At 31.4% G+C, this 24,284-nt stretch carries 24 protein-coding genes; 21 read left to right on the plus strand and 3 right to left on the minus strand.

Annotated features, from left to right (window positions below; all coding sequences use genetic code 11):
• Window positions 1-35 precede the first annotated feature (35 nt).
• The 15 genes from ACJDUG_RS03045 to ACJDUG_RS03115 all read left to right on the plus strand — a co-directional run bounded on the left by ACJDUG_RS03045 (window position 36) and on the right by ACJDUG_RS03115 (window position 15,412).
• Window positions 36-1,064 carry a phosphodiester glycosidase family protein gene (locus ACJDUG_RS03045; protein ID WP_406768406.1) on the plus strand — a complete coding sequence of 343 codons (1,029 nt, stop codon included), beginning with the start codon at window positions 36-38 and terminating at the stop codon, window positions 1,062-1,064.
• 96 nt (window positions 1,065-1,160) lie between these two features.
• The gene (locus ACJDUG_RS03050; RefSeq protein ID WP_406768407.1) at window positions 1,161-2,207 is read left to right on the plus strand and encodes a hypothetical protein; all 1,047 of its coding nucleotides are present in this window, start codon (window positions 1,161-1,163) and stop codon (window positions 2,205-2,207) included.
• A gap of 98 nt (window positions 2,208-2,305) precedes the next feature.
• A complete protein-coding gene (locus ACJDUG_RS03055) occupies window positions 2,306-2,944 on the plus strand; it encodes a site-2 protease family protein (RefSeq protein ID WP_406768408.1) in 639 nt (212 codons plus the stop codon).
• Window positions 2,945-3,410: 466 nt separating this feature from the next.
• Window positions 3,411-4,055 (plus strand): sensor histidine kinase, encoded by a 645-nt coding sequence (locus tag ACJDUG_RS03060; RefSeq protein WP_406768409.1) that lies wholly within the window; start codon window positions 3,411-3,413, stop codon window positions 4,053-4,055.
• Window positions 4,056-4,079: 24 nt separating this feature from the next.
• Window positions 4,080-4,697 (plus strand): response regulator, encoded by a 618-nt coding sequence (locus tag ACJDUG_RS03065; protein WP_406768410.1) that lies wholly within the window; start codon window positions 4,080-4,082, stop codon window positions 4,695-4,697.
• A 124-nt stretch (window positions 4,698-4,821) separates the two neighbouring features.
• On the plus strand, window positions 4,822-5,757 hold the full coding sequence (locus ACJDUG_RS03070; RefSeq protein ID WP_406768411.1) for an ABC transporter ATP-binding protein: 936 nt from the start codon (window positions 4,822-4,824) through the stop codon (window positions 5,755-5,757).
• 3 nt (window positions 5,758-5,760) lie between these two features.
• Window positions 5,761-6,891 carry an ABC transporter permease gene (locus ACJDUG_RS03075; RefSeq protein ID WP_406768412.1) on the plus strand — a complete coding sequence of 377 codons (1,131 nt, stop codon included), beginning with the start codon at window positions 5,761-5,763 and terminating at the stop codon, window positions 6,889-6,891.
• Window positions 6,888-8,033, plus strand: a complete 1,146-nt coding sequence (locus ACJDUG_RS03080) for an ABC transporter permease (RefSeq protein WP_406768413.1) — start codon at window positions 6,888-6,890, stop codon at window positions 8,031-8,033. The genes ACJDUG_RS03075 and ACJDUG_RS03080 overlap by 4 nt, the downstream gene beginning before the upstream one ends.
• 130 nt (window positions 8,034-8,163) lie before the next feature.
• Window positions 8,164-8,799 carry a tRNA (guanosine(46)-N7)-methyltransferase TrmB gene (gene trmB / locus ACJDUG_RS03085; protein ID WP_406768414.1) on the plus strand — a complete coding sequence of 212 codons (636 nt, stop codon included), beginning with the start codon at window positions 8,164-8,166 and terminating at the stop codon, window positions 8,797-8,799.
• 192 nt (window positions 8,800-8,991) lie between these two features.
• Window positions 8,992-9,924 carry an ABC transporter ATP-binding protein gene (locus tag ACJDUG_RS03090; RefSeq protein ID WP_406768415.1) on the plus strand — a complete coding sequence of 311 codons (933 nt, stop codon included), beginning with the start codon at window positions 8,992-8,994 and terminating at the stop codon, window positions 9,922-9,924.
• A gap of 10 nt (window positions 9,925-9,934) precedes the next feature.
• Window positions 9,935-11,092 (plus strand): ABC transporter permease, encoded by a 1,158-nt coding sequence (locus ACJDUG_RS03095; protein WP_406768416.1) that lies wholly within the window; start codon window positions 9,935-9,937, stop codon window positions 11,090-11,092.
• Window positions 11,093-11,247: 155 nt separating this feature from the next.
• Window positions 11,248-12,354, plus strand: coding sequence for an ABC transporter permease (locus ACJDUG_RS03100; protein WP_406768417.1), 1,107 nt, complete (start codon window positions 11,248-11,250; stop codon window positions 12,352-12,354).
• Window positions 12,355-12,428: 74 nt separating this feature from the next.
• Window positions 12,429-13,511: a sensor histidine kinase gene (locus tag ACJDUG_RS03105; RefSeq protein ID WP_406768418.1), complete on the plus strand. Its 1,083-nt coding sequence runs from the start codon at window positions 12,429-12,431 to the stop codon at window positions 13,509-13,511.
• Window positions 13,508-14,131, plus strand: coding sequence for a response regulator (locus ACJDUG_RS03110; protein WP_406768419.1), 624 nt, complete (start codon window positions 13,508-13,510; stop codon window positions 14,129-14,131). Before ACJDUG_RS03105 ends, ACJDUG_RS03110 begins: the two co-directional genes overlap by 4 nt.
• Before the next feature lie 168 nt (window positions 14,132-14,299).
• A complete protein-coding gene (locus ACJDUG_RS03115) occupies window positions 14,300-15,412 on the plus strand; it encodes a TolB family protein (RefSeq protein WP_406768420.1) in 1,113 nt (370 codons plus the stop codon).
• A 106-nt stretch (window positions 15,413-15,518) separates the two neighbouring features.
• Here the strand turns inward: ACJDUG_RS03115 and ACJDUG_RS03120 are convergent, their stop codons facing one another.
• The gene (locus tag ACJDUG_RS03120) at window positions 15,519-16,403 is read right to left on the minus strand and encodes a DUF2156 domain-containing protein (RefSeq protein WP_406768421.1); all 885 of its coding nucleotides are present in this window, start codon (window positions 16,401-16,403) and stop codon (window positions 15,519-15,521) included.
• Window positions 16,404-16,834: 431 nt separating this feature from the next.
• Between ACJDUG_RS03120 and ACJDUG_RS03125 the strand changes: the two genes are divergently transcribed.
• From ACJDUG_RS03125 to ymfI, 5 genes are all read left to right on the plus strand, one after another.
• Entirely contained in the window at window positions 16,835-17,122 is a 288-nt protein-coding gene (locus ACJDUG_RS03125) for a putative quinol monooxygenase (RefSeq protein WP_406768422.1), read from the plus strand.
• A 53-nt stretch (window positions 17,123-17,175) separates the two neighbouring features.
• On the plus strand, window positions 17,176-17,766 hold the full coding sequence (gene cobC, locus ACJDUG_RS03130; RefSeq protein WP_406768423.1) for an alpha-ribazole phosphatase: 591 nt from the start codon (window positions 17,176-17,178) through the stop codon (window positions 17,764-17,766).
• Between the two features lie 43 nt (window positions 17,767-17,809).
• Window positions 17,810-18,544 carry an adenosylcobinamide-GDP ribazoletransferase gene (gene cobS / locus ACJDUG_RS03135; protein WP_406768688.1) on the plus strand — a complete coding sequence of 245 codons (735 nt, stop codon included), beginning with the start codon at window positions 17,810-17,812 and terminating at the stop codon, window positions 18,542-18,544.
• A 64-nt stretch (window positions 18,545-18,608) separates the two neighbouring features.
• A complete protein-coding gene (locus tag ACJDUG_RS03140; protein ID WP_406768424.1) occupies window positions 18,609-19,346 on the plus strand; it encodes an AIR synthase related protein in 738 nt (245 codons plus the stop codon).
• On the plus strand, window positions 19,347-20,084 hold the full coding sequence (gene ymfI / locus ACJDUG_RS03145) for an elongation factor P 5-aminopentanone reductase (protein WP_406768425.1): 738 nt from the start codon (window positions 19,347-19,349) through the stop codon (window positions 20,082-20,084).
• Between the two features lie 67 nt (window positions 20,085-20,151).
• On the opposite strand, the gene ACJDUG_RS03150 is transcribed toward ymfI, so the two are convergent.
• Window positions 20,152-21,723, minus strand: coding sequence for a serine/threonine-protein kinase (locus tag ACJDUG_RS03150; RefSeq protein ID WP_406768426.1), 1,572 nt, complete (start codon window positions 21,721-21,723; stop codon window positions 20,152-20,154).
• Between the two features lie 185 nt (window positions 21,724-21,908).
• Here ACJDUG_RS03150 and ACJDUG_RS03155 point away from each other — a divergent pair, with 185 nt between their 5' ends.
• Window positions 21,909-22,568 carry an RsiV family protein gene (locus tag ACJDUG_RS03155; protein ID WP_406768427.1) on the plus strand — a complete coding sequence of 220 codons (660 nt, stop codon included), beginning with the start codon at window positions 21,909-21,911 and terminating at the stop codon, window positions 22,566-22,568.
• Window positions 22,569-22,586: 18 nt separating this feature from the next.
• On the opposite strand, the gene ACJDUG_RS03160 is transcribed toward ACJDUG_RS03155, so the two are convergent.
• Window positions 22,587-24,281, minus strand: a complete 1,695-nt coding sequence (locus ACJDUG_RS03160) for a M3 family oligoendopeptidase (RefSeq protein WP_406768428.1) — start codon at window positions 24,279-24,281, stop codon at window positions 22,587-22,589.
• Window positions 24,282-24,284: the final 3 nt, after the last annotated feature.

Below are 24,284 nucleotides of genomic sequence, written 5' to 3' on the forward strand. Positions count from 1 at the left end.
TATATATAAATATGTAGAAAAGAGAAAGGATGTTAATGAAAATGACTACTAAGGGTAAAAGTAATAAGAAGAAAACAAAGAAAAAATTTTCATGGAAATTTTTTATAATGTTCATTATATTTGAAATAATTTTTACTGGTGTAACTGGGCCATTTCTGCTTTATTATGGACCTTTTCAAAATGTGAAGAAATCAATGGTTAGTGCAATAATGCAGACTAAGACTCATCAATATTTAGCTACTACTTTCCTTTCAAAAGACAGTATTAGCAAAATATTAAATAGAGATGCGAACAATTTAGGCTCATGGACTACCGGAAGTACTGCTGATGAGCAGCTAAATGATGTCAAGATTTCTAATAGCCATGACGATACAATTACAAGATATGATATACCTGGGAAAAAATTTGATGGGTACATGCTTGAAATAAAAGATCCATCTAGGATCAAAGTTGGCTATACGAAAAAGCTTGGTAAAGAAGGGCAAAGAACCAGTCAAATAGCCGAAAATAATAATGCCATAGCAGCAATTAACGGTGGAGGTTTCACTGATAAATCCTCTGATGGTAAAGTTTGGGCAGGGACAGGTGGAACTCCATTAGGTTTTGTTATTTCTAACGGAAATGTAATTTTTAATGATATGTCTGAAAATGAAAAAACAAGTGTTATGGCTATGTCAAGTGATGGCCACTTAATAATAGGACAAAAAAGCCTTGCAGATTTAAAAAAGGAAAGGGCAACTCAAGCCATTGCTTTTGGTCCAGCACTTATTGTTAATGGAAAAGCTCAGAAGGGATTAGATGCAGGACCTAATCCAAGAACGGCCATAGGACAGAAACAAGATGGAACAATATTAATGCTTGTTATAGATGGTAGACAAGGTTTAAAGCTTGGTGCCAGCCTTCAGGATGTTCAGCAGATAATGCTTCAGTTTGGAGCATGGAATGCTACAAATCTTGACGGAGGATCTTCCTCTACCATGTATTATGATGGCGGAGTTATAAGTAATCCTAGTGATCCATTAGGGGAGAGGTCTGTAGCTACTGCAGTATACGTTGAAAGATAAGTTATAACTTATTTAAGAAAAGTAGTAATAGTAAAATCTTAAGAATACATTGATATTAGTTAAGAGACAAGATATAACTTATTTTAGGAGGAAATTATGAATAACTTCAAAAGGATAGTTACTTGGATTGTAATTTCTTTGATTTTACAGTCTTCTGTACTTTTATATTTAGATAAATTTTATTTTGTAACTGAAACAAATTTTCAAGCTAAAAAGGTAGATAATAGTAAAAAAGTCGCTGTAAAAAATGTAAAAATAAATGTACCAAGCAGTGCAACAAAATTAAGCGTTTCTTTTGATGGAAAATATTTAGCTTATTATGAAAATGATATTTTGAAAGTAGTTAATATACAGACAGGAGAATTAAAAGAAGTAAACTTTGATAAAAATATAAAATTGTCCTATTATAAATGGTCGGCTGATGTTGATAATCTGTTAATTGCTGAAAAAAAGACCACCACAAATGGTGATTCAATAAAATTATCAAGATATGAGCCTCAAAAGGATAAAAAATTTGATATAAATAATGATAATAAAGGAAATCCAGTATTTATTTCCTTACCAGATAAACAGTCAGAAGTTCAGGATTTAGAGTTTAGTATTACAAATATGATATACGCTAAAATTGGGCACAGTGGAAGCAGAAACAGTATTTATTCAATAGATGTAATGGCTCGAATGAATAAGCTTAAGATTAATAGCTATTTTACTGGTAATATAGTAACCTTTAGAACTGATTCAAGAATGGCCTACGAGAATTTAACATATCATAAAATATATGTTACTGGTATCCAAAATCCTATAAATATTAAGGGAGTTACAAGCCCAGCTCTTCTTGCCACTGATGAAGAGAACAATTTATATATAGGTAAACGAGAAGGCGATTATATTACAAAGATATACTATGGAAATATAAGCGAGAGTACAAGTAATTGGAAAAGTATAGATTTAAAGAATCCTGCAAAGGCTGAAGATATATATGTTACAGGTGAAGGTAATATTTATACTAATGATAATCTTAAGGGTATAGTATATAATATTAAAGAAAATAAAGAAGTACAATATGAAGGACAATTTTTGCAGATATATAATGCTGGCGTATATTCAGTATCTCAGGGAATATTAAGTAAAAAAGCCTTTTAATATGGAGGTTAAAGCCCTAAATGGGCTTTAACGAGTAGTTTTACGAGCGGGAGCGAGTAGTCTTTAACTCAGTCGTGACCACTAAAAGGAGGATTACAGTGAGTAATCAGATTTTATATACAGTTCTTTTAATACCAGGCATATTACTAGGGCTTACTTTTCATGAGTATGCCCATGCCTACGTTGCAGATAAATTAGGAGATAAAACTCCAAGATTCCAAGGAAGGCTAACGCTCAATCCTCTTGTGCATATTGATCCAATAGGATTTATCATGATATTAATTGTTCATTTTGGATGGGCAAAGCCAGTTCAAACTAATCCTAGCGCCTATAAAAATTATTATAAAGATGATTTAAAGGTTTCTATAGCTGGACCATTAGCAAATTTGGTAATAGCTTTTCTATCGGCCTTAGTTTTAGCCCTTTATGTTAAATTTCTGAGTGGTATAAATTTAAATTCAAATTTAGATACAATAATCTACTATATATTATCTTTATCTGTAGAAATGAACTGTATGCTGTTTGTATTGAATTTAATACCAATTCCTGGTTTTGATGGTTTCCATATATTAAGAGACCTATTTCCAAAGTTATTCTATAATATATCAGATAGAATATATCAATACCAGTTTATTATAATGATAGTTTTCCTTGTAAGCCCATTATCCTATTACATTATTCATTTACCAGCAGAGTTTATTGATACTTTAATAATTAATATTGTAAGCAGGATTTAACATGGAAACTTGGATTATTTTAAGCAAGTTATTTATAATAATATATATTTTATTAAAGACCGTTTTAATGGCGAATGCTATCAATTCATCCTTTATACTATTATTCTTATGTTATATCTGTATAACCATGTTTATGTATATCATTAAAAATAGGCCATTAAAGATTTTATTGGCCTTTTGTTCATTAATATTATTATTTATAAGTTTTAAATTTATAAACAATTTATTTATTTTGCTAATGCCTTTAGGACTTTATGAAGTTTTCTCTTTATATTATGAGAACTTTATGATTATTGCACACATATTAAGTATTACTCAGATTTTTTTCCTAAAGGAAAATTTCATACCAGAATATATTTTAATATTACTGTTAAGCTGCCTTATTAATTTACTTTCTAATAAAAGCTATAAAAAAATAAATGATCTATTAAAGACGGGAAATGAACTTAGGGAAAAGAATTATAATTTGAAAAATAATTTAAGTAAAAATTTAGATTATAAGAATCAGATAAAATATATGTCTCAGTTAGAAGAAAGAAATAAAATTGCCCAGGAAATACATGATAAAATAGGGCACACTATTGCTGGAAGTTTGATGCAATTGGAGGCAGCCAAAGTTTTACTTCAAAGGGATAAATACGAAGCAGAACATATGCTGCAAAATTCTATAGACACCTTAAGGGCTGGAATGGATAATATAAGGGTTACCTTAAGAAATGTTAAGCCTCCTAAAGAGCAGCTTGGAATAAATAAAATCAAGCTTATTTTAGATGAATTTATGCTTTCTAGTAATATTATAGGATTACTATATCTTAAAGGGGAATTAGAGATAGTTACAAACCTGCAGTGGAAGATTCTGCAGGAGAATATAATAGAAGCTTTAACAAATATAATAAAGCATTCTAATGCTACTAAGGTAAGTGTAAGTATAGAAGTATTAAATAAATATATTAAGTGTGAAGTTAAAGACAATGGAATAGGTGCAAATAAGCTTATTAAGGGTATTGGAATAATTGGCTTTGAAGAAAGGACAGAAGGTGCTGGCGGTAAAGTTATTATAGATGGATCAGCTGGATTTTCTGTTATTTTTTTATTACCAGTTAAAATTTAAATCCTATTGAAAGGTGTGATTATTTTGGCCATAAGACTTCTAATTGCCGATGATGATTCGCTCATAAGAGAAAGTTTAAAAATTATTCTTAGCATGGATGAAGCCTTTGAGGTGGCAGCTTGTGTAGAAAACGGTCAAAAGGCAGTGGAATACTGCTTAAAAGATAATATAGATATAGCCTTGTTAGATGTACGAATGCCTATTATGAATGGAGTACAAGCAGTAAAAGAGATATCCTTAAAAACTAAGACAAAAACAATAATATTAACAACTTTTGACGATGATGAATTCATTTTTCAAGCAGTAAAAAACGGAGCAAAGGGGTATCTTCTTAAAAATAATTCTCCCGATAGAATAAGAGAAGCAATAAATATGGTTTATGCAGGAAATTCTGTAATACAAGATATTGCCTTAGAAAAACTTAAAGAAGGATTAAATGTAAAGAAGAGAAAATTTGATGAAAGCTTATTTTCAGAAAGAGAACTGCAAATAATGAAACTAATTTCAAAGGGCTTTTCTAATAAGGAAATATCAAAGAGTCTCTTTATTTCTGAAGGGACAGTTAAAAACTATATAACTTCCATTCTAGATAAAACAGGACTTTCCCATAGAACACAAATTGCTATTTACTATATGGGATAATGGCATCCATATGACACATTACTTATATGACTTTTGTCATAGCTAATAGTGACTTCCTACACTTACTAGGAGGTCTTTTTTTATATATTATAATATTATAGTTTATTTAATGAGGTGGTTTGTGGTGAAGATTTTACAAATAGAAGGCTTAGTTAAAATGTTTGGGGATGTAGCTGCAGTTGATAAGGTAAATTTAAGTATTGAAGAAGGTGAAATATTTGGACTTCTAGGACCTAACGGTGCAGGTAAAAGCACAATTATTAATATTATAGCTGGACTTCTAAATATGAATTCTGGAAGTATTGAAGTCTTGGGTCAACACATTAGTAAGCATGGTATTGATATTAAAAGAAATTTGGGGGTAGTACCTCAGGATATAGCAATTTACGAAGATCTTTCGGCCTTTGAGAATGTGAAGTTTTTTGCAAGTCTTTATGGCCTTAAAGGTAAGGAATTAAGGGAAAGAGCTGAGGAGGCACTGGACTTTGTAGGGTTAAAGGACAAATTAAAGAGCCTGCCTAACGAGTTCTCTGGTGGTATGAAACGAAGACTAAATATAGCTTGTGCCATCGCCCATAGACCAAAGCTCATAATTATGGATGAACCTACAGTGGGAATAGATCCTCAGTCAAGGAATCATATTCTGCAGTCAGTTAAAAGGCTGAACGAGATGGGCTGTACAATAATATATACATCACACTATATGGAGGAAGTTGAAGAAATCTGCACTATGGTAGCTATAATGGACCATGGTAAGGTAATAGCAGAAGGAACGAAGGAAGAATTAAAGTCAATAATTACAGATTCTAATACAGTTGCAATTACTGTAAGTGATGCTTCTAGAGTAAGAGAGGAAAAGCTTAAAGAAATACAAGGAGTAAAAACAGTAGAAATAGAGGAGAATACAATTAAAATAAACAGTGAAAAAGAATTAAATAATCTAGATAAACTTATATTATATTTCACTTCAAATAAGATTAACATTAAAAATATCGAAAGTAAGGTTCCAGATCTTGAAACGGTATTTCTAACCTTAACTGGCAGAAAGTTGAGGGATTAGGCTATGAATATAATAAAAATAATAATAAAAGATATAAAACACAACTTAAGAAATAGAGGAGCTATGATACTGATGGTGCTGTTCCCTATTGTATTAATGAGTATTTTAGGCTTAGCTCTTTCTGGAGTTTTTGAAGGAGAAAAAATTAATTTCAATACAAAAGTAATATATTCTAGTACGGGAATTGGAAATCTAGAAAAGGCTTTTGAAGGTTTTGAAAGTAGTCTAAAGAATATGGGTGTGCAATTTTTGAAAATAAATAATGAAGAAGATGGAATTAAAAGTGTTAAAGATGCTGCTTATAATGCATATATAAAAATCGATGAAAAGGAAAATAAGCTAACTCTTTACAAAAATAATAGATTTGACTTTTCAGCCGGACTTATAGAAAGCTCTTTAAGTTCCTTTGTAGATAGATATAATTTATATTATGAAATCTCAAAGGTGAATCCAGCAGCCTTAAATGAGATAGTAAGCAGCAAAACAAATTCAGAACTTGTAAAAACAGTTGGCTTAGAAAAGAATAGAGCACCTAGAGCAAAAGATTATTACGCAGTTACTATGTTAACTCTTATAATATTATACAGCTCCATGACAGCTTCCTATGGGATTATAAAGGAAAGAGTAAGAAAAACTTATAACAGGGTGCTTATTAGCCCAATAAAAAGATATGAGTTTTTTATTGGAAAATTATTTGGAAGCGTTATTTTAACAATATTCCAAATGATTGTCGTAGTTTTATTCAGTAAATATGTTTTAAATGCATATTTAGGGGAGAACATGCTAATATTCGGATTAATTATATTATCCGAGATAATTATGGCTGTTAGCTTAGGACAAGGGATTGCCTTTTTAGTGAAAAATGAAACTGCAGCAAACGGGCTTTTAAACGCCATAATCCCTATTATTGTGCTGCTTGGCGGAGGTTATTTTCCTCTTGAACAGTTTGGCAGCAATATACTAACAACTATTGCACAAATTTCGCCTTTGAAATGGATTAATGACGCTCTATTCAATGTAATATATAGTAATGACTATAGTAAAGTACTACTAGCCATACTTATTAATTTAATGGTAGCAGTAGTTTTCCTAATGGCGGCTTCAATAAAATATAGAGAGGAGAAAGTGTCTTGAGAAATTCAATATTAGTAGCTTTAAATACCTTAAAGATGATATTTAGAAAAAAAAGCAACCTAATAGTCATTTTAATAATACCTATAGCTAGTGTCATGATTTCCTTAGCACTTTACTCTAATGCAGGATCGGGCAATATTAGATTAGGAATAAGTGACGAAGAAAATTCAGTATTATCTAAAGATTTAATAAAATCGCTAAAAGGGAACGATAAATACAGAATTACAAATATAAGTAGCAGCAATATTAATAGTTCAGTGTCAGATGGAAAGGTGGATTGTGTTTTAGTAATTCCTAGAGATTTCAGCAAAAGTATTTATAACAAAAGTTTTAAGGAAATTCAACTGATCACTTTAAAGGGAGAAGATACTACTGTCTGGATAAAAAATAGCCTGGAAGTATATATTCAAAACCTTCTTGATATTAGTACGGCTTCAAAAGGTAATATTGAAACCTTTAATAAAATTTACAACCAATATAAAGATAATGGCATAGTTATAGAAAAAACGGCGGTTAAGGACCAGTTTCGTAGTAAGGCAGTTACCTTACAGAGTTTAGGATTTTTAGTGATGTTTATGATGCTTGGTGCAACCACAACTTCTAATTTAATTTTAAAGGAAAAAAGAAATAGAACCTATTATAGAATACTTTCCTCTCCAGTTAATTCTAAAAACTATTTAATTGGGAATATGCTTGCTAATTTATTGATTATGGCAATACAGGCTTCAGTGGTTGTATTATTTACAATTAAAATATTTAGGGTGGAGACCTATGTACCTTCTTTAGAGCTTATTTTAATTTTACTATGTTTTGGACTGGTAGCTATTGGTCTTGGAATTTTAATTGTCGCCTTTACTGAAGATACTTCTCAAGCAGGTGGACTGTCCACACTAATAATCACACCAACCTGCATGCTAGGAGGATGTTTCTGGGATACTAATTTGATGCCCACAGCAGTTCAAAAGGTTTCCAGCTTTATGCCTCAAAAATGGGCTCTTTCAGCAATAACTAAGCTTCAAGCTGGAAATAGTTTCAGTGATGTATTGATTAATATAGTGATTTTACTAGCCTTTGCCTGTACCTTTCTCTTAATTGGAATTTACAAATTAAGAATTAATAAAGAAATAAAAACTTTTATTTAGAGTAAGCTTAAAGGAAGGATAGAATCCTTCCTTATTTTTTTAAAATAAATAGCTTTAATGCTAAATATTATATATAATAAATATGAAAAAACTTAAAATGTTGAAATAACCTAAATAAATTGGAGGATCTATGAGACTAAGGAAAAAATGGTGGGCAAGGCCTGAACTTGAAAGCAGCGAGTATTTTATAACAAAGCCAATGGAATACTGCGGCTCTTGGAAGCATGTTTTTGGAAACAATAATGAAATACATTTAGAATTAGGTTGTGGAATGGGAAGCTTTATAAGCCAAAAGGCAAAACATAATCCAGGTATCAATTATGTAGCTATAGATTTAAAGGATGAGGTACTAATAAATACATTAAAAAAAGTATTAGATGCTGAGGTCACTAATGTAAGAATTATTCCTCTAAATATTCAGCTAATAGAAGGAGTATTTTCAAAGGACGAGATTTCAAAAATATATATTAATTTTTGCAACCCATGGCCTAAGGATAGGCATAAGAAGCGAAGATTAACCCATACAAGATTTCTTACGGAATATAAGAAATTTCTAAAGCCGAACTCCGAAATATGGTTTAAAACAGATGATACAGAGCTTTTTGAAGAATCTATAGAATACTTTAAGGAATGCGGCTTTGACATTAAATATTTAACCTATGACCTTCATAACAGTGATTTTACTGAAAATATAGTAACAGAATACGAAGAAAAGTTTAGTTCAAAGGGTATGAAGACTATGTTTTTAATTGGAAAACTACTGTAACCTCTTAAAACTCTATTGAAAATGTAAATATGTTTTGAAAAGAAATATCCACATTAGAACCAGATATTAGGTTTTAGCGTGGATATTTTCACATAATGACAAATGTCATGTTAAAAAGTAATTTATATCACTATTTTTATATACCAAATTTAAGTATTATAAATACAGAAAAAGATTTGGAGGTAAAAAGTAATGATAGTTGAAATAAAAAATCTTATTAAAAGATATAAGGACTTTATAGCAGTGGATAATTTAAATTTATCAATAAAGGAAGGGGAAATATTTGGTCTTCTTGGGCCAAACGGAGCAGGAAAGACCACAACTATAAATACAATTCTTGGACTTAGTAAAAAAGACAGCGGGGAAGTGAAAATCTTTGGTAAAAGCATGGACAAGGATGAGGAGGAAATCAAGAGAAATGTGGGAATAGTACCTCAGAATATTGCTGTTTTCAATGATCTCACTGCCTATGAGAATGTGGAGTTTTTCGGAAGGCTTTACGGTTTAAGAGGAAGCCTTCTAAAAGAAAGAATAGATGAGGCTCTGGAATTTACAGGCCTTCCTGATAGAAAGAAAGATTACCCTGGAAAATACTCTGGTGGCATGCAGAGAAGATTAAATATAGCCTGTGCTATTGTTCATAAGCCTAAGCTTATAATAATGGATGAACCTACTGTAGGAATAGATCCACAGTCTAGAGATCACATACTGAACTCAGTAAGAAAGCTTAATAAAGACGGTTCTACTGTGATTTATACCTCGCACTACATGGAGGAAATAGAAGAACTCTGTACTGATATTACAATAATGGATCATGGGAAAGTAATAGCAAAGGGATCAAAGGAAGATTTAAAATCCTTGGTAGCTTTGGAGGAGAAGTTAACATTTACACTATCAAATATTAACTATACCATGGTTGATCAAATTAAGAAGATATCAGGCGTTGAAGATTGCATAGTTGAAGATAGAAATCTTACAGTAATATCAAAAAAACATTGTAGAAATCTAAGCAGAATCATAGATTCAATAAATAGTTCAAACAGTGAAATATTAGGAATAGATGTTGAGAAGCCAAGTCTTGAAGGAGTATTCCTTGCTCTAACAGGAAGAAAGCTAAGGGATTAGGGGGAAGATAATGAATATTTTGTATATAGCCTTAAGCACTATTAAACGGAACTTCAGAGACAAAAGATCGATGTTTAGATCAATTTTGATGCCGATCCTGATGATTATGGTCCTTGGAACAGCGCTTAACAGTGCCTTTGAGGGACAAAAGCTAGATAAATTTGATGTTTGCTATCTTAATCAGGACAGCGGAAGTCTGGGCAAGGAGTTTAGCAGGTTTCTTAATTATGATGATATAAAAAGTATATTAAACATAAGAGAAGTAGCAACAGTTGAGGAAGGCCAAAAGTTAATTGAGAATAGGAAGGCTGTCTCTTTAATAGTGGTACCAAAGGGTTATTCAGACAAGTTAATGTTAGGAGAAAATGCATCAATTAAAATTTATAATACAAAGTATACGGATTTTAAAAATGAAATTGTCCAAAATATTGTGGACGCATACAATTCAGCTGGAAATGCAATGTTGGCAGCAGCAAAGCTTAGTCCAAAGGAATTAAGTTATACTCGTTACAGTACAGTTAATGAAATTATTATTTCAATAGAAGGAAAGGCTCCAAGAGCTATAGATTACTATGGAGTTGCAATGCTTGTTTTAGCTATAATGAGCTCAGCTGCATTTGCTGCTGATATGGTTTCAGAGGACTACTTTGAAGATGTAGGAGTAAGAATCAAGGCAGCTCCTGTAAAGCCTTTTGAGAGATTAATAGGAAAAATTATAGGTTGTGTAGTTGACATATTCATTAAAGGCACAATAATCATAGCCTTCAGTAAGCTTGTATATCACGTATACTGGGGAAGCAACTACGGAATGATAGCTTTAATCTTAATAAGTGCAGCTTTATTTGCCACTATATTTGGAATGTTTATAACTATGGCCGTTGGAAGCGGAAACAGAGCAGCTGGTATTTTAAATTTAGTAAATAATATTTTCACCTTTGTAGCCGGTGGATACGCTTTAATTGTTACAACTGATGTTCAGGAGTCTGCAATGATGCATCTTTCACCAAACTTTTATCCTATGACTGCACTACTAAATGTAATATACTCCAATAACTATAAAGTTAATGTACATTTTTTTAATACTTCTGGTTATATATCAATGCTTTGGGTACTTTCAGCACTGATGTGCATGGGCTTCATCGCTCTTGAAAGGAGGTTAAAGTCCTAAATGGACTTTAACGGGCAGTTTACGAGTGGGAACGAGTAAGTTCAAACTGCCCAGTGGGCGAAGCCAAAGTCCTAAATGGACTTTAACGGGCAGTTTACGAGTAGAATGAGTAAGCTTAAACTGCCCAGTGTTTCGTATGAAAGGAGAAAGGTAAAGTGACAATTTTTGCTTCTAATTTAAAAAGGATATTCAAGAAAAAAGTAAATAGACTAATCATATTCCTTGCACCAATATTATTTATTATTTTAGCCTTTAATTTAATCACTCCTGGCAAGATAAATATAGCAGTAGTAGATAAGGATAATACTGAGTTTTCTAATGCTTTCATAAAAGGATTAAAGGAAAAAGGTAATGTAGGAGTCATACCAGAGGCTGACATTAAAACAGGCATAATCAATAAAACTATTGATTATGGGATTATCATAGACAAAGGCTTTACAGACAGCATAATAAAGGGTGAGGATGTTAAAATTGAAACCTTGAGGGCGGAAGGTGCAAATGTCACTTCTGTTGTAAAACTATATGTGGAAAACTATATTAATGCAGCTAAGAATATTTCTAAAAATGCTAAGGGAGATAAAAATGAGTTCTATTCTTCTCTTAAGGACTATGAAAAGGGAGCTTTTAAAAGCGAGAATATTATTTTTGGAAGTGCATTAGGAGATGGGAAGAAAGAAAGGTCAGCATTAGGAATGCTAGGTTATATGATGCTTCTAATTGCAACTTTTTCAACAAATATGATCCTTGAGGATAAGAAAAATAACACCTATACTCGCATGTTTGCTTCTCCTCTTAAAAATTGGAGCTACATGCTTCAAAATATATTAAGTATACTGCTTGTAGTGTTAATACAGGTATATATAGCCTTTAAATTTATGACAGCGGTATTTAAAGCACAGCTTGGAGCCTCAGAATTAAATATGTTCCTTATATTTACAATATATGCCGTTAGCTGTGTAGCTCTAAGCCTTGCAATAGTTAGTATATCTAAAAATATTAAGCAGGCTTCAGTTTTAGGACTTTTAATAAATACTCTAGTAGGAATGCTGGGAGGTTTCTTTTGGCCAAAGGAGTATATGCCAAATACCATGATTACTATAGGAAAGTTTACTCCGTCATATTGGCTTACAGACGGCGTAGATAAGCTTCTGACTTCACCTTCTATTGCTTCTGCCGCCCAGGACATAGGAATAATATTATTATTTACAATAGCATTTTTTATGGCATCTTCTTGGAAAAAGGTATATATTGAAAATATTTAATGAAAATGTATGTGAGGGCCTGTATAATTATGTTATACAGGTTATTTTTTAATTTGGTTAAAAGGGTGCGGCATATGGGATATTTAATTAGAATGTTAATTTTCATGGTTATTATAGGAAAGTATGTAATTCAAGGCAATATTTCTACAGTTGAGGTTGCTGTTCTTCTCATAATAGCCTCTCTAAATATATTTAAGCATAAGTCAAAAGTTACATGGATAGGGTTAATAATAGAGGGACTGCTTGCAGTCTTTGGATGCAGCTACAGCAATAACTTTTCATTAATCTATGCCATCATTGCATACGATGCAGGCAGTAAAAATATGAAACCACTTGTAATTCCTGCTGCTGTGCTGGGAATGTACTTTTCAGGTTTAAATAATGTTATGGAGGTCTTAGCCTTAATTGCTACAGCCTTCATGTTCGGAATTTTTAACTTCAGGTTTAACGTAAAATTGAGTTCCTTTAAGGAAACTTATGATAATGAAAGAAGATATAGATATGAACTTGAAGATACTAAGCAGAGACTTTTGAATTCAGCTAAGGAGACAGCTTATATTGCAGAGGTAAGGGAAAGAAACAGAATTGCCAGGGAAATTCATGATACAGTAGGGCACAGCCTAGCAGGTATTTTAATTCAGCTTCAGGCAGCACAAAAGCTAAAACACAGGGATGAAGAAAAGTCTGATAAGCTATTAGTGAATTCAATTGAAAGGCTGTCGGAAACTTTAAACGTGATGAGAAACACAGTACATAATATAAAACCAGGCAATACTCTGGGTCTTGAATATATAAAAAGTATTATTAATAACTTCAATTATTGTCCTGTGGATTTCAAATATTCAGGGAACTTTAACAATCTTCCTGCAAATGTACTTGAAACTATAAGTTCAGACATAAAAGAGACGCTTACAAATGCGTATAAGTATTCTAAGGCAACAGCCATAGAAGTAAAAATTGATATAAACGATAGCCTTGTTAGAGTTTATGTTAAAGATAATGGAGAGGGTTGCAAAAACTTTAGGGAGGGCTTTGGGCTCCTTGGAATAAGAGAGAGAATAAAAAATTTAGGGGGAACAGTTTCCTTCAGTGGTGAAAATGGTTTTGTTATAGTTTATGTAATTCCACTAGGAAAAGAGAGGATGAGTATTAATTGAAAATAGTAATAGTGGATGATGACGGCCTTATTAGAGACAGTTTAAAGCTTATTTTAAGCTTGGAAGACGACATAGAGGTAATTGGTACAGCGAAAAATGGAATGGAGGCCTTTGAGCTTTGCAAGGCAGATAAACCTCACATTGTACTCATGGATATAAGAATGCCCATTATGGATGGTGTACTTGGTACTAAACTTATAAAAGAAAACTTTCAGGATGTTAAAGTTGTGCTTTTAACTACCTTTAAGGATGATGAATATATACGAGAAGCTGTAATGAATGGAGCTGAAGGCTATATTTTGAAAAATCAGTCCTCCGACAGTATTATTGAATGCCTGAAAACAGTGTATAAAGGCAATACAGTCTTTGAAAAGGATGTAGTTAACGTAATTACAGGCATGATTAAAGAAGAAAAAAGAAAAAGACCTTCTGATTTTAATTTAACCGAAAGAGAGTTTGAAATTCTGGCATTAATAGCTGAAGGACTGTCCAATAAGGAAATGGCAGAAAGGTTGTTTTTAGGTGAGGGAACTGTAAGAAACTATATTACTAATGTTCTGGAGAAATTGGAGCTTAGAGATAGAACTCAATTGGCTATTTTTTATTTAAAAAATTTTTAATAAAACATAAAATAAATCTTTAAATTCAAAACTCTAGCACTATTTTTAAATACTTCAGATATATGGTTAAATATAGTAACTTATTGTATATTATGTACGTATTAAAATGTACTTATGAGTTAAAAAAATTTTCTTTAATGTTAAAATGTTTTAAAAGAGGGGATTAGATTGAAAGGAAATGCAATTTTTATAGCTGCTATCTTTATGTTTATACTTGGAGGCTGCGGCAAGAGTCAATTAAGTCCAACAACCAGCAGTAGTAAAGGTGAGCTATCAAAGGATGTTTACTATACTACTAGTGGATATTCAGCTGAACTAAGTGATAACTATCTGGTAGTGCAGGAAAAAGGTCTTAGAATAATAGACTTAAACACTAAAAAAATTATAAAAGAAATTGAAATACCGAATAATTATGTGTTAGGTTATGACATAGACGGCACAAAGGTTGTATGGTCTGCTTTTAATAACAAATCAGAAATTGGAAAAGATCCCTATTATGATGAAACTGCTAATTCCAATATATTTTTATATGACATAAGTACGGGAAGCACAAGGCAAATAACAACAAATGCTTCAGGACAGATTATGCCTAAGGTATGGGGTGATTATATAGTTTGGCAGGATAATAGAAATGATAGTGTTAAAGATATGAATCCTGAATGGGATATATATTTATACACCATATCCTCTAGAGAAGAAAAATTAATATCGACAACACCTGGAATACACACTAATCCAAGTATAAATGATAATAAAGTTGTGTGGGAAGACGGAAGAAACTTTAAGGGTAAGAAAGAACTGAGATGGGGGGGGAATGTACCTGAAAATAATACGGATATTTATATGTATGATATAAAAACAGGTAAAGAAGAAGCTATAGCCACAGGAGCCCTTCAGGAATGTAATCCCACAATATATGGGAATTATATCGCCTGGGAAGATAGAAACACAAATGGCTTTGCAGCAGAAATATACCTCTATGACTTAAATAAAAAAGAGAAAATTAGAGTTACCAAGGATAAATTTAACCAGTCACAGCCTAAGCTCTTTGATAAGTATCTGGTTTGGACAGATGAAAGAAACGGAACTTCTACTAATGATGTTTATGTAAACGGCAAGGAACCTAATTCAGATATATTCCTATATGACATTGAAGCAAGAAAAGAATATCTGATGACGGGAAAAGAACCGCAGATAATGCCTGCAATATCCGAGAACTATTTAGCCTATATAACATCTAGGCAGGTTAATGCTGAAGTACAAGTAATAAAATACAGATGATCTTTTTACAACATAAATTATATTTTATAATCTAAAACAAAGGGTATGCCAAAATGTAGATGCATACCCTTTGTTTTAGATATAAATTTATTTAATCATTATTATATTAATTTACAATATACTTAGGTTCTAATTTAATAGGTTGATAAGATAGCTTTGCCTTTCTTAAACCTTCCTTGCCTAAGTCTTGCTCTCTATTTATAAAGGGAACCTCAGAAAAGTAATTTTCAATAAAGGTTTTATTTATATATGTATATAATCCATTGATTTCAGCATCAGCCTTTTCTATATGAATAATGGCCATATTCTCATTTATTTTTTCGCCTATAGTAAAAGCAGAAAGCTCATCAGCCACATAAACAGCCATACCGATAAAATCAAGCTTATTTCTATTTATTAAAAATTCCTTAATAGCATTGAGTTCAAATTTCAAATAACCCTTACAATCATTTAATTTACACCACTTACAGGCTGCATTAATACAATCTTCGATGTTGTTTCCATTTATTTCTTCAGCGCGGAAGCTATTGTTTTTAATAAAATTATTATAGTGATTTTTTTTGCCATGCAGCTTTTTACCGGAAAGAGAAATTAACTTTGAGCTTTCATATATATAATCAAAGTTAGCTCTGTCCTCTTCAATTGTAAACTTATCACCATATATTTCCTTAAGGTCTTCTATAAAGGGAGCTTCAGCATCTCTAAATAAATATTTTAAATTTAAACATGTCTTTTCATTTTCTAATGTATCAACAATATCCCTTAAATTCTCTTTTGTATACCCAATTGGCTGCATAAAGTGATAGTCACAATAGAAATCTTTCTTTTTAATAATTAGTGTATCCTTATAAGTAGCATATTGAATATCTAAACCATCTCTCCAAATAAATAAATTTGTAAAGGAATATTCGCAGGTTAAAAAGTTATATGGCTTTAAATATTTATCAAAAATTTCTTTGTCCTCAAGAGTTAGAGGCTTAAAATCTAGCATATTAATCCTCCTTGCCAGGCTAATTCTACACGTAACAATTATTAATTGTTACGATGCTTATTATGCTTGTTCTATACACAGCAAAATTAATTATTAATTAAATTGCATGCATCATTACTATAAATAATAATTATGTATTCATATTAATTATAAAATATATTAAAAAAGTTTACAAATTTTATATATGGATAATTTATTAACAATTATATTATTATCTATTACTATATAAGTTATTATTTATTATTGGATTAAGACTTAAATAAAAACTGTGTACTGTTGACAACACAATTAAGATATAATAAGTTTAAATTAATAATAATTTTACAGATATATTTTACTGTTAGTTATTTATTACTAGAGGAAGAATGGGCTGCAAAGTATCTACCATTCCTCATTGATAATTTATTATTAAAGACAAGGAGCAAAAAAATATGATAAAGGTAGTAGCAAGAAAATTAGTTAATGAAGGTAAAATCGAAGAGGTTAAAGCCTTATATGAGCAATTAGTAGAGGCATCCAGAAAAGAGGAAGGCTGCATAAAATATGAGTTATATCAAGACGAAAGTGATCCTAGGGTGCTAGCTGTAATAGAAGAATGGGAAAGTAAGGATGCCTTAAATAAGCATAAGAAGTCAGAGCATTATACAACATTAGTTCCTATGATAGGTAAACTTACAGCAAATAAACCAGATATGAATATATATAATAAAATCATCTAGAAGCTAGTGTTAGCAACGCAAAAAACAATTTTATAAATAATTTAGGAGCAAAAATGAATATCTATCTTTTAAGACATGGAGAAACTGAGGAAAATAAAAATAGATTTTATTATGGGAAATTAGACGTTAGCTTAAATGAGAAGGGAAGAACGCAAGCTCTTAAAGCTAGGGAATTTTTAGAAGAGGTAAATTTTGATAAGGTATATACAAGTGAAAGATTAAGAACAAAAGAGACTGCAAGCATAGCTTTCCGTGAAGGCTTAAATAATTTTATTGCTGATAAAAGAATAAATGAAATGGATTTTGGTGAGTTTGAGGGGAAAGACTATAAAGAAATTCAAGAACTTTATCCTAAGGAATATGAAAACTGGAGCAGTGACTGGAAGAAATTTTCTCCTCCAGGAGGAGAGAGCTATTTAGAGGTTTATAATAGGGTAAAGGAATTCATGGAGGAGCTTTTAAGGGTGCAATGTGAAAATGTTTTAGTAGTAACTCATGGAGGAATAATTAGAACAATTTTATGTTTTGTACTTGGAGAAAGCTTGGATAACTTTTGGAAATTCAGCTCCAAGAATTGCGATATAAGTTTAATAAAGTATGAGTATGGAAATATTTTCATAGACAGTATTACCCATATTAAGTAAGGGGTTGGAGATTTTGGTTAAGTATTTTAATAATTTTTTGCTAATGCTTCAGTTTTTAACAAGAATTCCTATAAATATAATTTTAGAGTGTAAACAAGATAATTTTAAGAAGGCAGCCTTTTATCTGCCTATAATTGGATTAATAGTCGGTGGTATTGAATGGGCAGCCTATTACATATTAAATATTTTTCTGCCAGCAAATATAAATGCAGTATTAGTTTTTATTATGTCTGTGCTGATTACAGGTGCTCTTCACATAGATGGACTAGGTGATACCTGCGATGGCTTTTATGCCTTTAAGGGCAAGGACAGGATAATTGAAATAATGAAAGACAGCAGGATAGGAAGCTATGCTTGTATTGCTATAGTTGTGGATATATTATTAAAAGTATCCTCACTAACTTATATAATTGAAAATAAGTTAGGATTTATTATTATTTTAGCTCCTGTAATTGGGAGGCTTTCTATAGTTTTTATTTCTCTAATAGGAAAGCCTGCTAAAAGTACTGGCTCTGGTAATTTATTTATTGGCAATATGAGTAGAACAATTGTAATCTTTGCTGCTTTACTTTCTTTTGCAATTAGTATAATACTTATTGGTGTTGCTAATTCTGCAATCATTTTTTTAATTTCTTTGATAGTCACTATTTTAATAAATAAGTATAGCGAAAGTAAAATTAATGGTATTACTGGAGATCTTCTAGGTGCCAACAATGAATTAGTAGAAATCTTTGTACTTATTACATATATAGCTTTAAATGTATTAAGCAATAGATAATATAATGTTATATTATTAATATAACCGACTTAAATTTTATAATTACTTAACTGGAGAATAACAAATGAAACTAAGAAGAGTTCGAGACTTAAGTTTAGTTGATTTAGATAATAAAACAACCTTGGTAATTGCCTGTGACAGCAGTGGAGGCATTGGCATGAAGGAAGGAGATGCTTTAAAGGTTCCACCTTTATTCGTTGGAAAATTTGCAGCAAGAGTACCTCTACTAGAAGTTTTAAGTACAGGAGCTGAGGTTATAGTTATTACTAACAATGTATGCAATGAGATGGAACCTACAGGTAAAGAAATGATAAAGGGTATTAGTGAAGAACTAGCTGAAGCTGGTATTAATGATACCGTACTTACTGGAAGTACAGAGGAAAATTTTAAAACTATTTCTACTGCAGTGGGTGTTACAGTAATGGGAGTAGTGCCTAATAATCTAATAAGGGTAAATACAGCTGCGGCGGGTTACGTTATAAGCATAGGGCTTCCTAAAGTAGGAGATGAAATTAATTACCTTAAGGATGATGAAATTATTACATATTTACACTTAAAAACCCTGCTTAGTTTAAATTATGTATATGAAATTATCCCAGTTGGTTCAAAAGGAATTGCTTATGAATGTGAGCAAATGGCTTTATATAACAATCTTAAATTTAATTTTGAAAAAAATCTTAATGTAAATATACAAAAATCCAGCGGACCTGCAACATGCGTAATAGCAGCTGTGAAGGCAGATTCTATTGGTGAAATTAATAAAATTGTACCAAATGTAAATATTATAGGAAGGCTGATGTAAATGCTTAAGAGTAAGGTAGCTCTCATAACAGGTGGCTCAAGAGGTATTGGAAGGAGCATAGCTATAGAACTAGTTAAAGCTGGTGCTGCTGTAGTTATAAGCTATAGCAAGAACGAAGCAGAAGCTGAGGAAACTTTAAAACTAATAAAAGAAATTGGAGGCTTTGGAAAGAGTGTTAAAGGAGATGTAAGTATATATAAGGATGCAGCTTATATGATTGATTTTACCATTAAGAGTTTTGGGAGTATTGATATACTGGTAAATAACGCAGGAATTTCTCATGTAGGTTTATTTATGGATATGCAGGAAAGTGAGTGGAATAAGCTTTTTGATGTGGATTTAAAAGGAGTTATAAATTGCTCTCATTATGCACTGCAGCACATGGTAAGACAAGAAAGGGGAAATATAATTAACATTTCTTCAATATGGGGTAGTTCTGGTGCCTCCTGCGAAGCAATATATTCTGCAGCTAAAGGTGCCGTTAATAGCTTCACTAAGGCACTAGCAAAGGAAATGGCTCCTTCTAAAATCAGGGTGAATGCCATTGCACCAGGGGTAATAAATACTGAAATGAATAATTGGCTTACAACAGAAGAAAAAAAAGACTTAACACGTGAAATTCCTATGCAGCGCTTTGGAAGTCCGGAGGATATTGGAAAACTGGCAGTATTTTTAGCAAGTGATGACGCCAATTACATAACTGGCCAAATTATCACTGTAGATGGCGGTTTTATATAATAATTGATTTTAAAACGAAGAAAATTTAATCCACAGCAATATAATTATACATTGCTGTGGATTTTGTTTATTTTACATCTATAAACAAACTCACCTCTTCATCAGTGCCATAATTTATGGAGGTTTTAAAGCAATAGCTGCTGCCTTCAAAATCGAAATCATTAAAATAAAGTTTTATATTCTGGCTGATATTTTGTGAAACTAATATGTTTCCTGTATCATTTATTGATGGATAAAAGGCTATATTATTTCCATTTTGTAAAGATGCATTACTTAAATTCATGCTAATATCTTCACTTGTTTTATTGCTTATACTAATATCCAATATAGAAGTACTGTTTAGTAACTCTATGCTGTTTAAAGTAATATTTACTTTAGAATTATCAATGGAAGCCTTGGGATATAAGGTAAAAAGTAGGTGAAAGTTCTCAATATTAGGTTTAGACTTATCCTTATTTTTACCTTTACCTTTTTCATTACCATTATTGCCTTCGTTATTATCATTATTATTATTACTTTTAATATCATTCAGAGTAGTCGGACTATTTTTGTATAGAATTCCTCTGGTTATAATATCTTTATTTTCTTCTGATTTAGTATTTTTTGTTCCATTATTAGATTTATCCATGTTGAGTGCATTAGCAGCATTATCTAGTGACGAGTTTTTAGAATTCCGGCTATTTAATAAAAAATAGGAGGTACTTAAAGCTATAATTAAAAGTAAAATTCCAGCAAAGAGTATGGGGAACTTCTTACTATACTTAGGCTTAATTAATTTAGTTTCTAAAAGGGTTTTGTCTTTTAAATTGGTATGTGAAATATATTTAGTTTTTATGTAATCTTCCTTTAAAAGCATTTTCTTAAACTCAGCCATGCACTTAAAGCGATTTTCAGGTATTGCAGCAGTAGACATATCTATAAGCTGTATTAGCATTTCATCATTGATTTCAGCCTTCTTATAAAGAACCTTAACATCTTCAGAAGACTCAAAGGTCTTTCCTGTAGCTAAGTAATAAAGGGTAGCTCCCAAGGAAAAAATATCGGTTTGAATATTTGACTGGACGTTATATAACTGTTCTGGGGCCATGTAGCCCTTAGAACCTAACAGTAATGTATCCTTATCTTTATTCTCTTTGTAAGTTCTAGCAATTCCAAAGTCAACAAGTATAACCTTACCATCCTTTTTAAGCATTATGTTTGATGGCTTCAAATCTCTATAAATTATAGGAGGAGTAAAGCTGTGAAGATACTCTAAAATATCACATAGCTGCAGTGCAATGGATTTAATAGTTTCTGATGTTAATAAACCTTTTTCTTCAACTAAAGCCATTAGATTCTTTCCGTCTATATAGTCTTCAACCATGTATAAATTATCATTTTCATAGAATATGTCAATTATTCTTGGAATTCCAGGATGATTCAAGTTTTTTAAAAGGTTAGGCTCTGCTAAAAAGTCTATTTTATCCTTCCATTCATTTAGAACTTCCTTTATAGCCCATAGATTACCTAAACGATTATTTTTGCAAAGATATACTATGCTCATACCTCCTTTTCCTAGAATATCTATAATTTCATATTTTCCATCCAGGATATAACCTGCATTTAGCATTGTAGTCACCTCAATTAATACATTGTTCACATAAAAGTGTATAGATAAAAAGAAATTTTATCTACAGGAAATTTATAGTATAAAAAGTTACAACTTATTCCACATTTGAATAATATAAATAATAAGGACTGGAATATAAATTTATATAGGGAATATTTTATTGTAGATGAAAATATAGAAATATTATAACATATTAAGAAAGGAGTTGGACTGTATTGGGACAAAGAAGAAAACCTGCGGTGATTTCAGATGTAAAAGTAGATAGCCCTGGTCTAAATCTCACATATCCTAAAGTAAGTGAATTAAAGCATAAAAGTGCTGAAGCCGGAATTAATAGATATATAAAGAAGGAAGTTCATAGGATTCTAAAGGAAAATGGCTATGGAAGTGATGAAAATAAAAAATTTACTGGAGGATATTTAGTTAAACTTAATAAAAGAGGAACCTTATGTATTATTATGGAGATATTTATTCATATAAAAGGTGAATCAAGGGGTACAACTATTAGAAGACCTATTAATGTAAGTCTTAAGGATTCTAGAGTATATCATATAGATGATTTGTTTTCTAGAAGAATTAAGAAATATAAATATATAGGGATAATCAATGAATTCATTAAACAGCATATCAAAATGAAAAATTTAAGTCTTACGAAAGAATTTGATGGAATAAAATCAGATCAAGACTACTATTTAACTGAGGATTCACTTGTAATATTCTTTCAAATGGGTGAATATACAGGGCTTGAACTTGGATTTCCAGAATTTACTATTGAATTCTCCACTATATTAGACATTGCAAATAATAAAGGGCCTATTGGAAGATTGTTAAGGGATAATGATGATAGTATAAACGAAGAAACAGCAGACGAATAGTTGTCTGCTGTTTGAAATTTAAAGCCTTGCATCATCAATATTATTTAGAAACGCTTCTATATTACCAATAACTGAAGAAACACACCCATTATCAAAAGGAGAAACTAAATTAGCAAGTTTAACCAGCTCCAAAAATGAAGCACTACCACCAGCTTTACATAGCCTTAAATAATCAGACCAAGCCTTTTCTCTATTTTCAGTGGCTTTATTAAAAAATTGGAAAGCGCAAATTTGAGCTAAGGTATAATCTATATAGTAAAAGGGTGCTTCGAAAATATGTCCCTGCTGATGCCACCATCCGCCTTTTTCTAGGTACTCATTTGTTTCATAATCTCTATAAGGTAAATATTTCTTTTCAATGTTTCTCCAGGCTTCTTTTCTTTCCATAGGAGAAGCATCAGGGTTTTCATAAATAAAATGCTGGAATTCGTCTACGGTAACACCATAGGGTATAAATAACAGAGCTTCAGATAGATGAAAATATTTATACTTATCTACCTCTTCCTTAAAGAATAAATTCATCCACGGATAGGTGAAAAATTCCATACTCATAGAATGAATTTCACAGGCTTCATAGGTAGGGAAGTTATATTCTGGAGTTTCATAATTTCTGCTGCTGTAAACTTGGAAGGCGTGACCAGCCTCATGAGTTAAAACATCCACATCACCAGAGGTTCCATTAAAGTTTGAAAAAATAAAGGGAGCCTTGTATTTGCTTATATAGGTGCAGTAGCCGCCTCCAGCCTTACCTCTTTTACTTATGAGGTCCATTAAATTATTTTCTACCATGAAATCAAAGAATTCCTTTGTTTCAGGTGAAAGCTCACTATACATTTCCTTACCTGAGTTTAATATGAATTCAGGATTACCATGAGGCTTAGCATTTCCACTATTAAAGGAGAATTTTTCATCATAATATTTTAAAGAATCGAGGTTAAGTCTTAATTTTTGTCTTTCTCTAAGCTTAGTAGCTGCAGGAACTATATAATCTTTAACCTGTTTTCTAAAGTTAGAAACCATTTCAGCATTATAATCTGCTCGAAGCATTCGGGCATAGCCAAGCTCAATAAAATTCTTAAAGCCAAGCTTCTTAGCTATTTTATGTCTAACCTTTACAAGCTTATCATATATGTTATCAAATTTTTCTTCATTTTCCTTCATGAAGCTGTATTTAGCTTCATTAGCCTTTTTTCTCATATCCCTATCTGTGGACTGCATAAATGGAGTTAATTGAGAAAGGTTCCTCTCCTCGCCTTCAAACATAATTTTTGCAGAGGCTATAAGCTTTGTATATTCGCTGGAAAGCTTATTTTCAATTTGTAAATCTTCTATTATTTCAGGAGAAAATGTTTTTAGTGTCAACTCAGCAATTGTAAACAGCTGTTTTCCCCATTTGTTTTCAAGCTCTTTTCTATATTTAGAATTAATAAGAGCTCTATAAAAATCTGTTGTTAGACCTTGATAAATTGGCATGGTTTCATCAAAAAAATCTTGCTCTGCATCATAAAATTTATCAGTTGTATCAATAGTGTGCCTTATACTTGCGATTTGAGCCATTGAATCAAAGTCACTTCTAAGTTTTGTTATTTTCTCCATAATGGAGTCTTGCTCTTGAAAGCTGTCAGCATTATTAAATGTCTTAAGAAGTGTTTTAAAGTTCACTTCAATTTTTTTTATATCTGGACGAGTGTATTGATAATCATTAAATTTCACTTT

This window comes from Candidatus Clostridium stratigraminis, from assembly GCF_045310675.1.
Classification (GTDB): Bacteria; Bacillota; Clostridia; order Clostridiales; family Clostridiaceae; genus Clostridium_AT; species Clostridium_AT stratigraminis.

Excerpts from the sequence above, each read along its gene's own strand:
- ACJDUG_RS03045 (WP_406768406.1), top strand. The coding sequence starts at position 36 with ATGAAAATGACTACTAAGGGTAAAAGTAATAAGAAGAAAACAAAGAAA.
- ACJDUG_RS03075 (WP_406768412.1), top strand. The coding sequence starts at position 5,761 with ATGAATATAATAAAAATAATAATAAAAGATATAAAACACAACTTAAGA.
- ACJDUG_RS03125 (WP_406768422.1), top strand. The coding sequence starts at position 16,835 with ATGATAAAGGTAGTAGCAAGAAAATTAGTTAATGAAGGTAAAATCGAA.
- ACJDUG_RS03095 (WP_406768416.1), top strand. The coding sequence starts at position 9,935 with ATGAATATTTTGTATATAGCCTTAAGCACTATTAAACGGAACTTCAGA.
- ACJDUG_RS03050 (WP_406768407.1), top strand. The coding sequence starts at position 1,161 with ATGAATAACTTCAAAAGGATAGTTACTTGGATTGTAATTTCTTTGATT.
- cobS (WP_406768688.1), top strand. The coding sequence starts at position 17,810 with ATGCTTCAGTTTTTAACAAGAATTCCTATAAATATAATTTTAGAGTGT.
- ymfI (WP_406768425.1), top strand. The coding sequence starts at position 19,347 with ATGCTTAAGAGTAAGGTAGCTCTCATAACAGGTGGCTCAAGAGGTATT.
- ACJDUG_RS03120 (WP_406768421.1), bottom strand. The coding sequence starts at position 16,403 with ATGCTAGATTTTAAGCCTCTAACTCTTGAGGACAAAGAAATTTTTGAT.
- ACJDUG_RS03105 (WP_406768418.1), top strand. The coding sequence starts at position 12,429 with ATGGGATATTTAATTAGAATGTTAATTTTCATGGTTATTATAGGAAAG.
- cobC (WP_406768423.1), top strand. The coding sequence starts at position 17,176 with ATGAATATCTATCTTTTAAGACATGGAGAAACTGAGGAAAATAAAAAT.
- ACJDUG_RS03090 (WP_406768415.1), top strand. The coding sequence starts at position 8,992 with ATGATAGTTGAAATAAAAAATCTTATTAAAAGATATAAGGACTTTATA.
- ACJDUG_RS03140 (WP_406768424.1), top strand. The coding sequence starts at position 18,609 with ATGAAACTAAGAAGAGTTCGAGACTTAAGTTTAGTTGATTTAGATAAT.
- trmB (WP_406768414.1), top strand. The coding sequence starts at position 8,164 with ATGAGACTAAGGAAAAAATGGTGGGCAAGGCCTGAACTTGAAAGCAGC.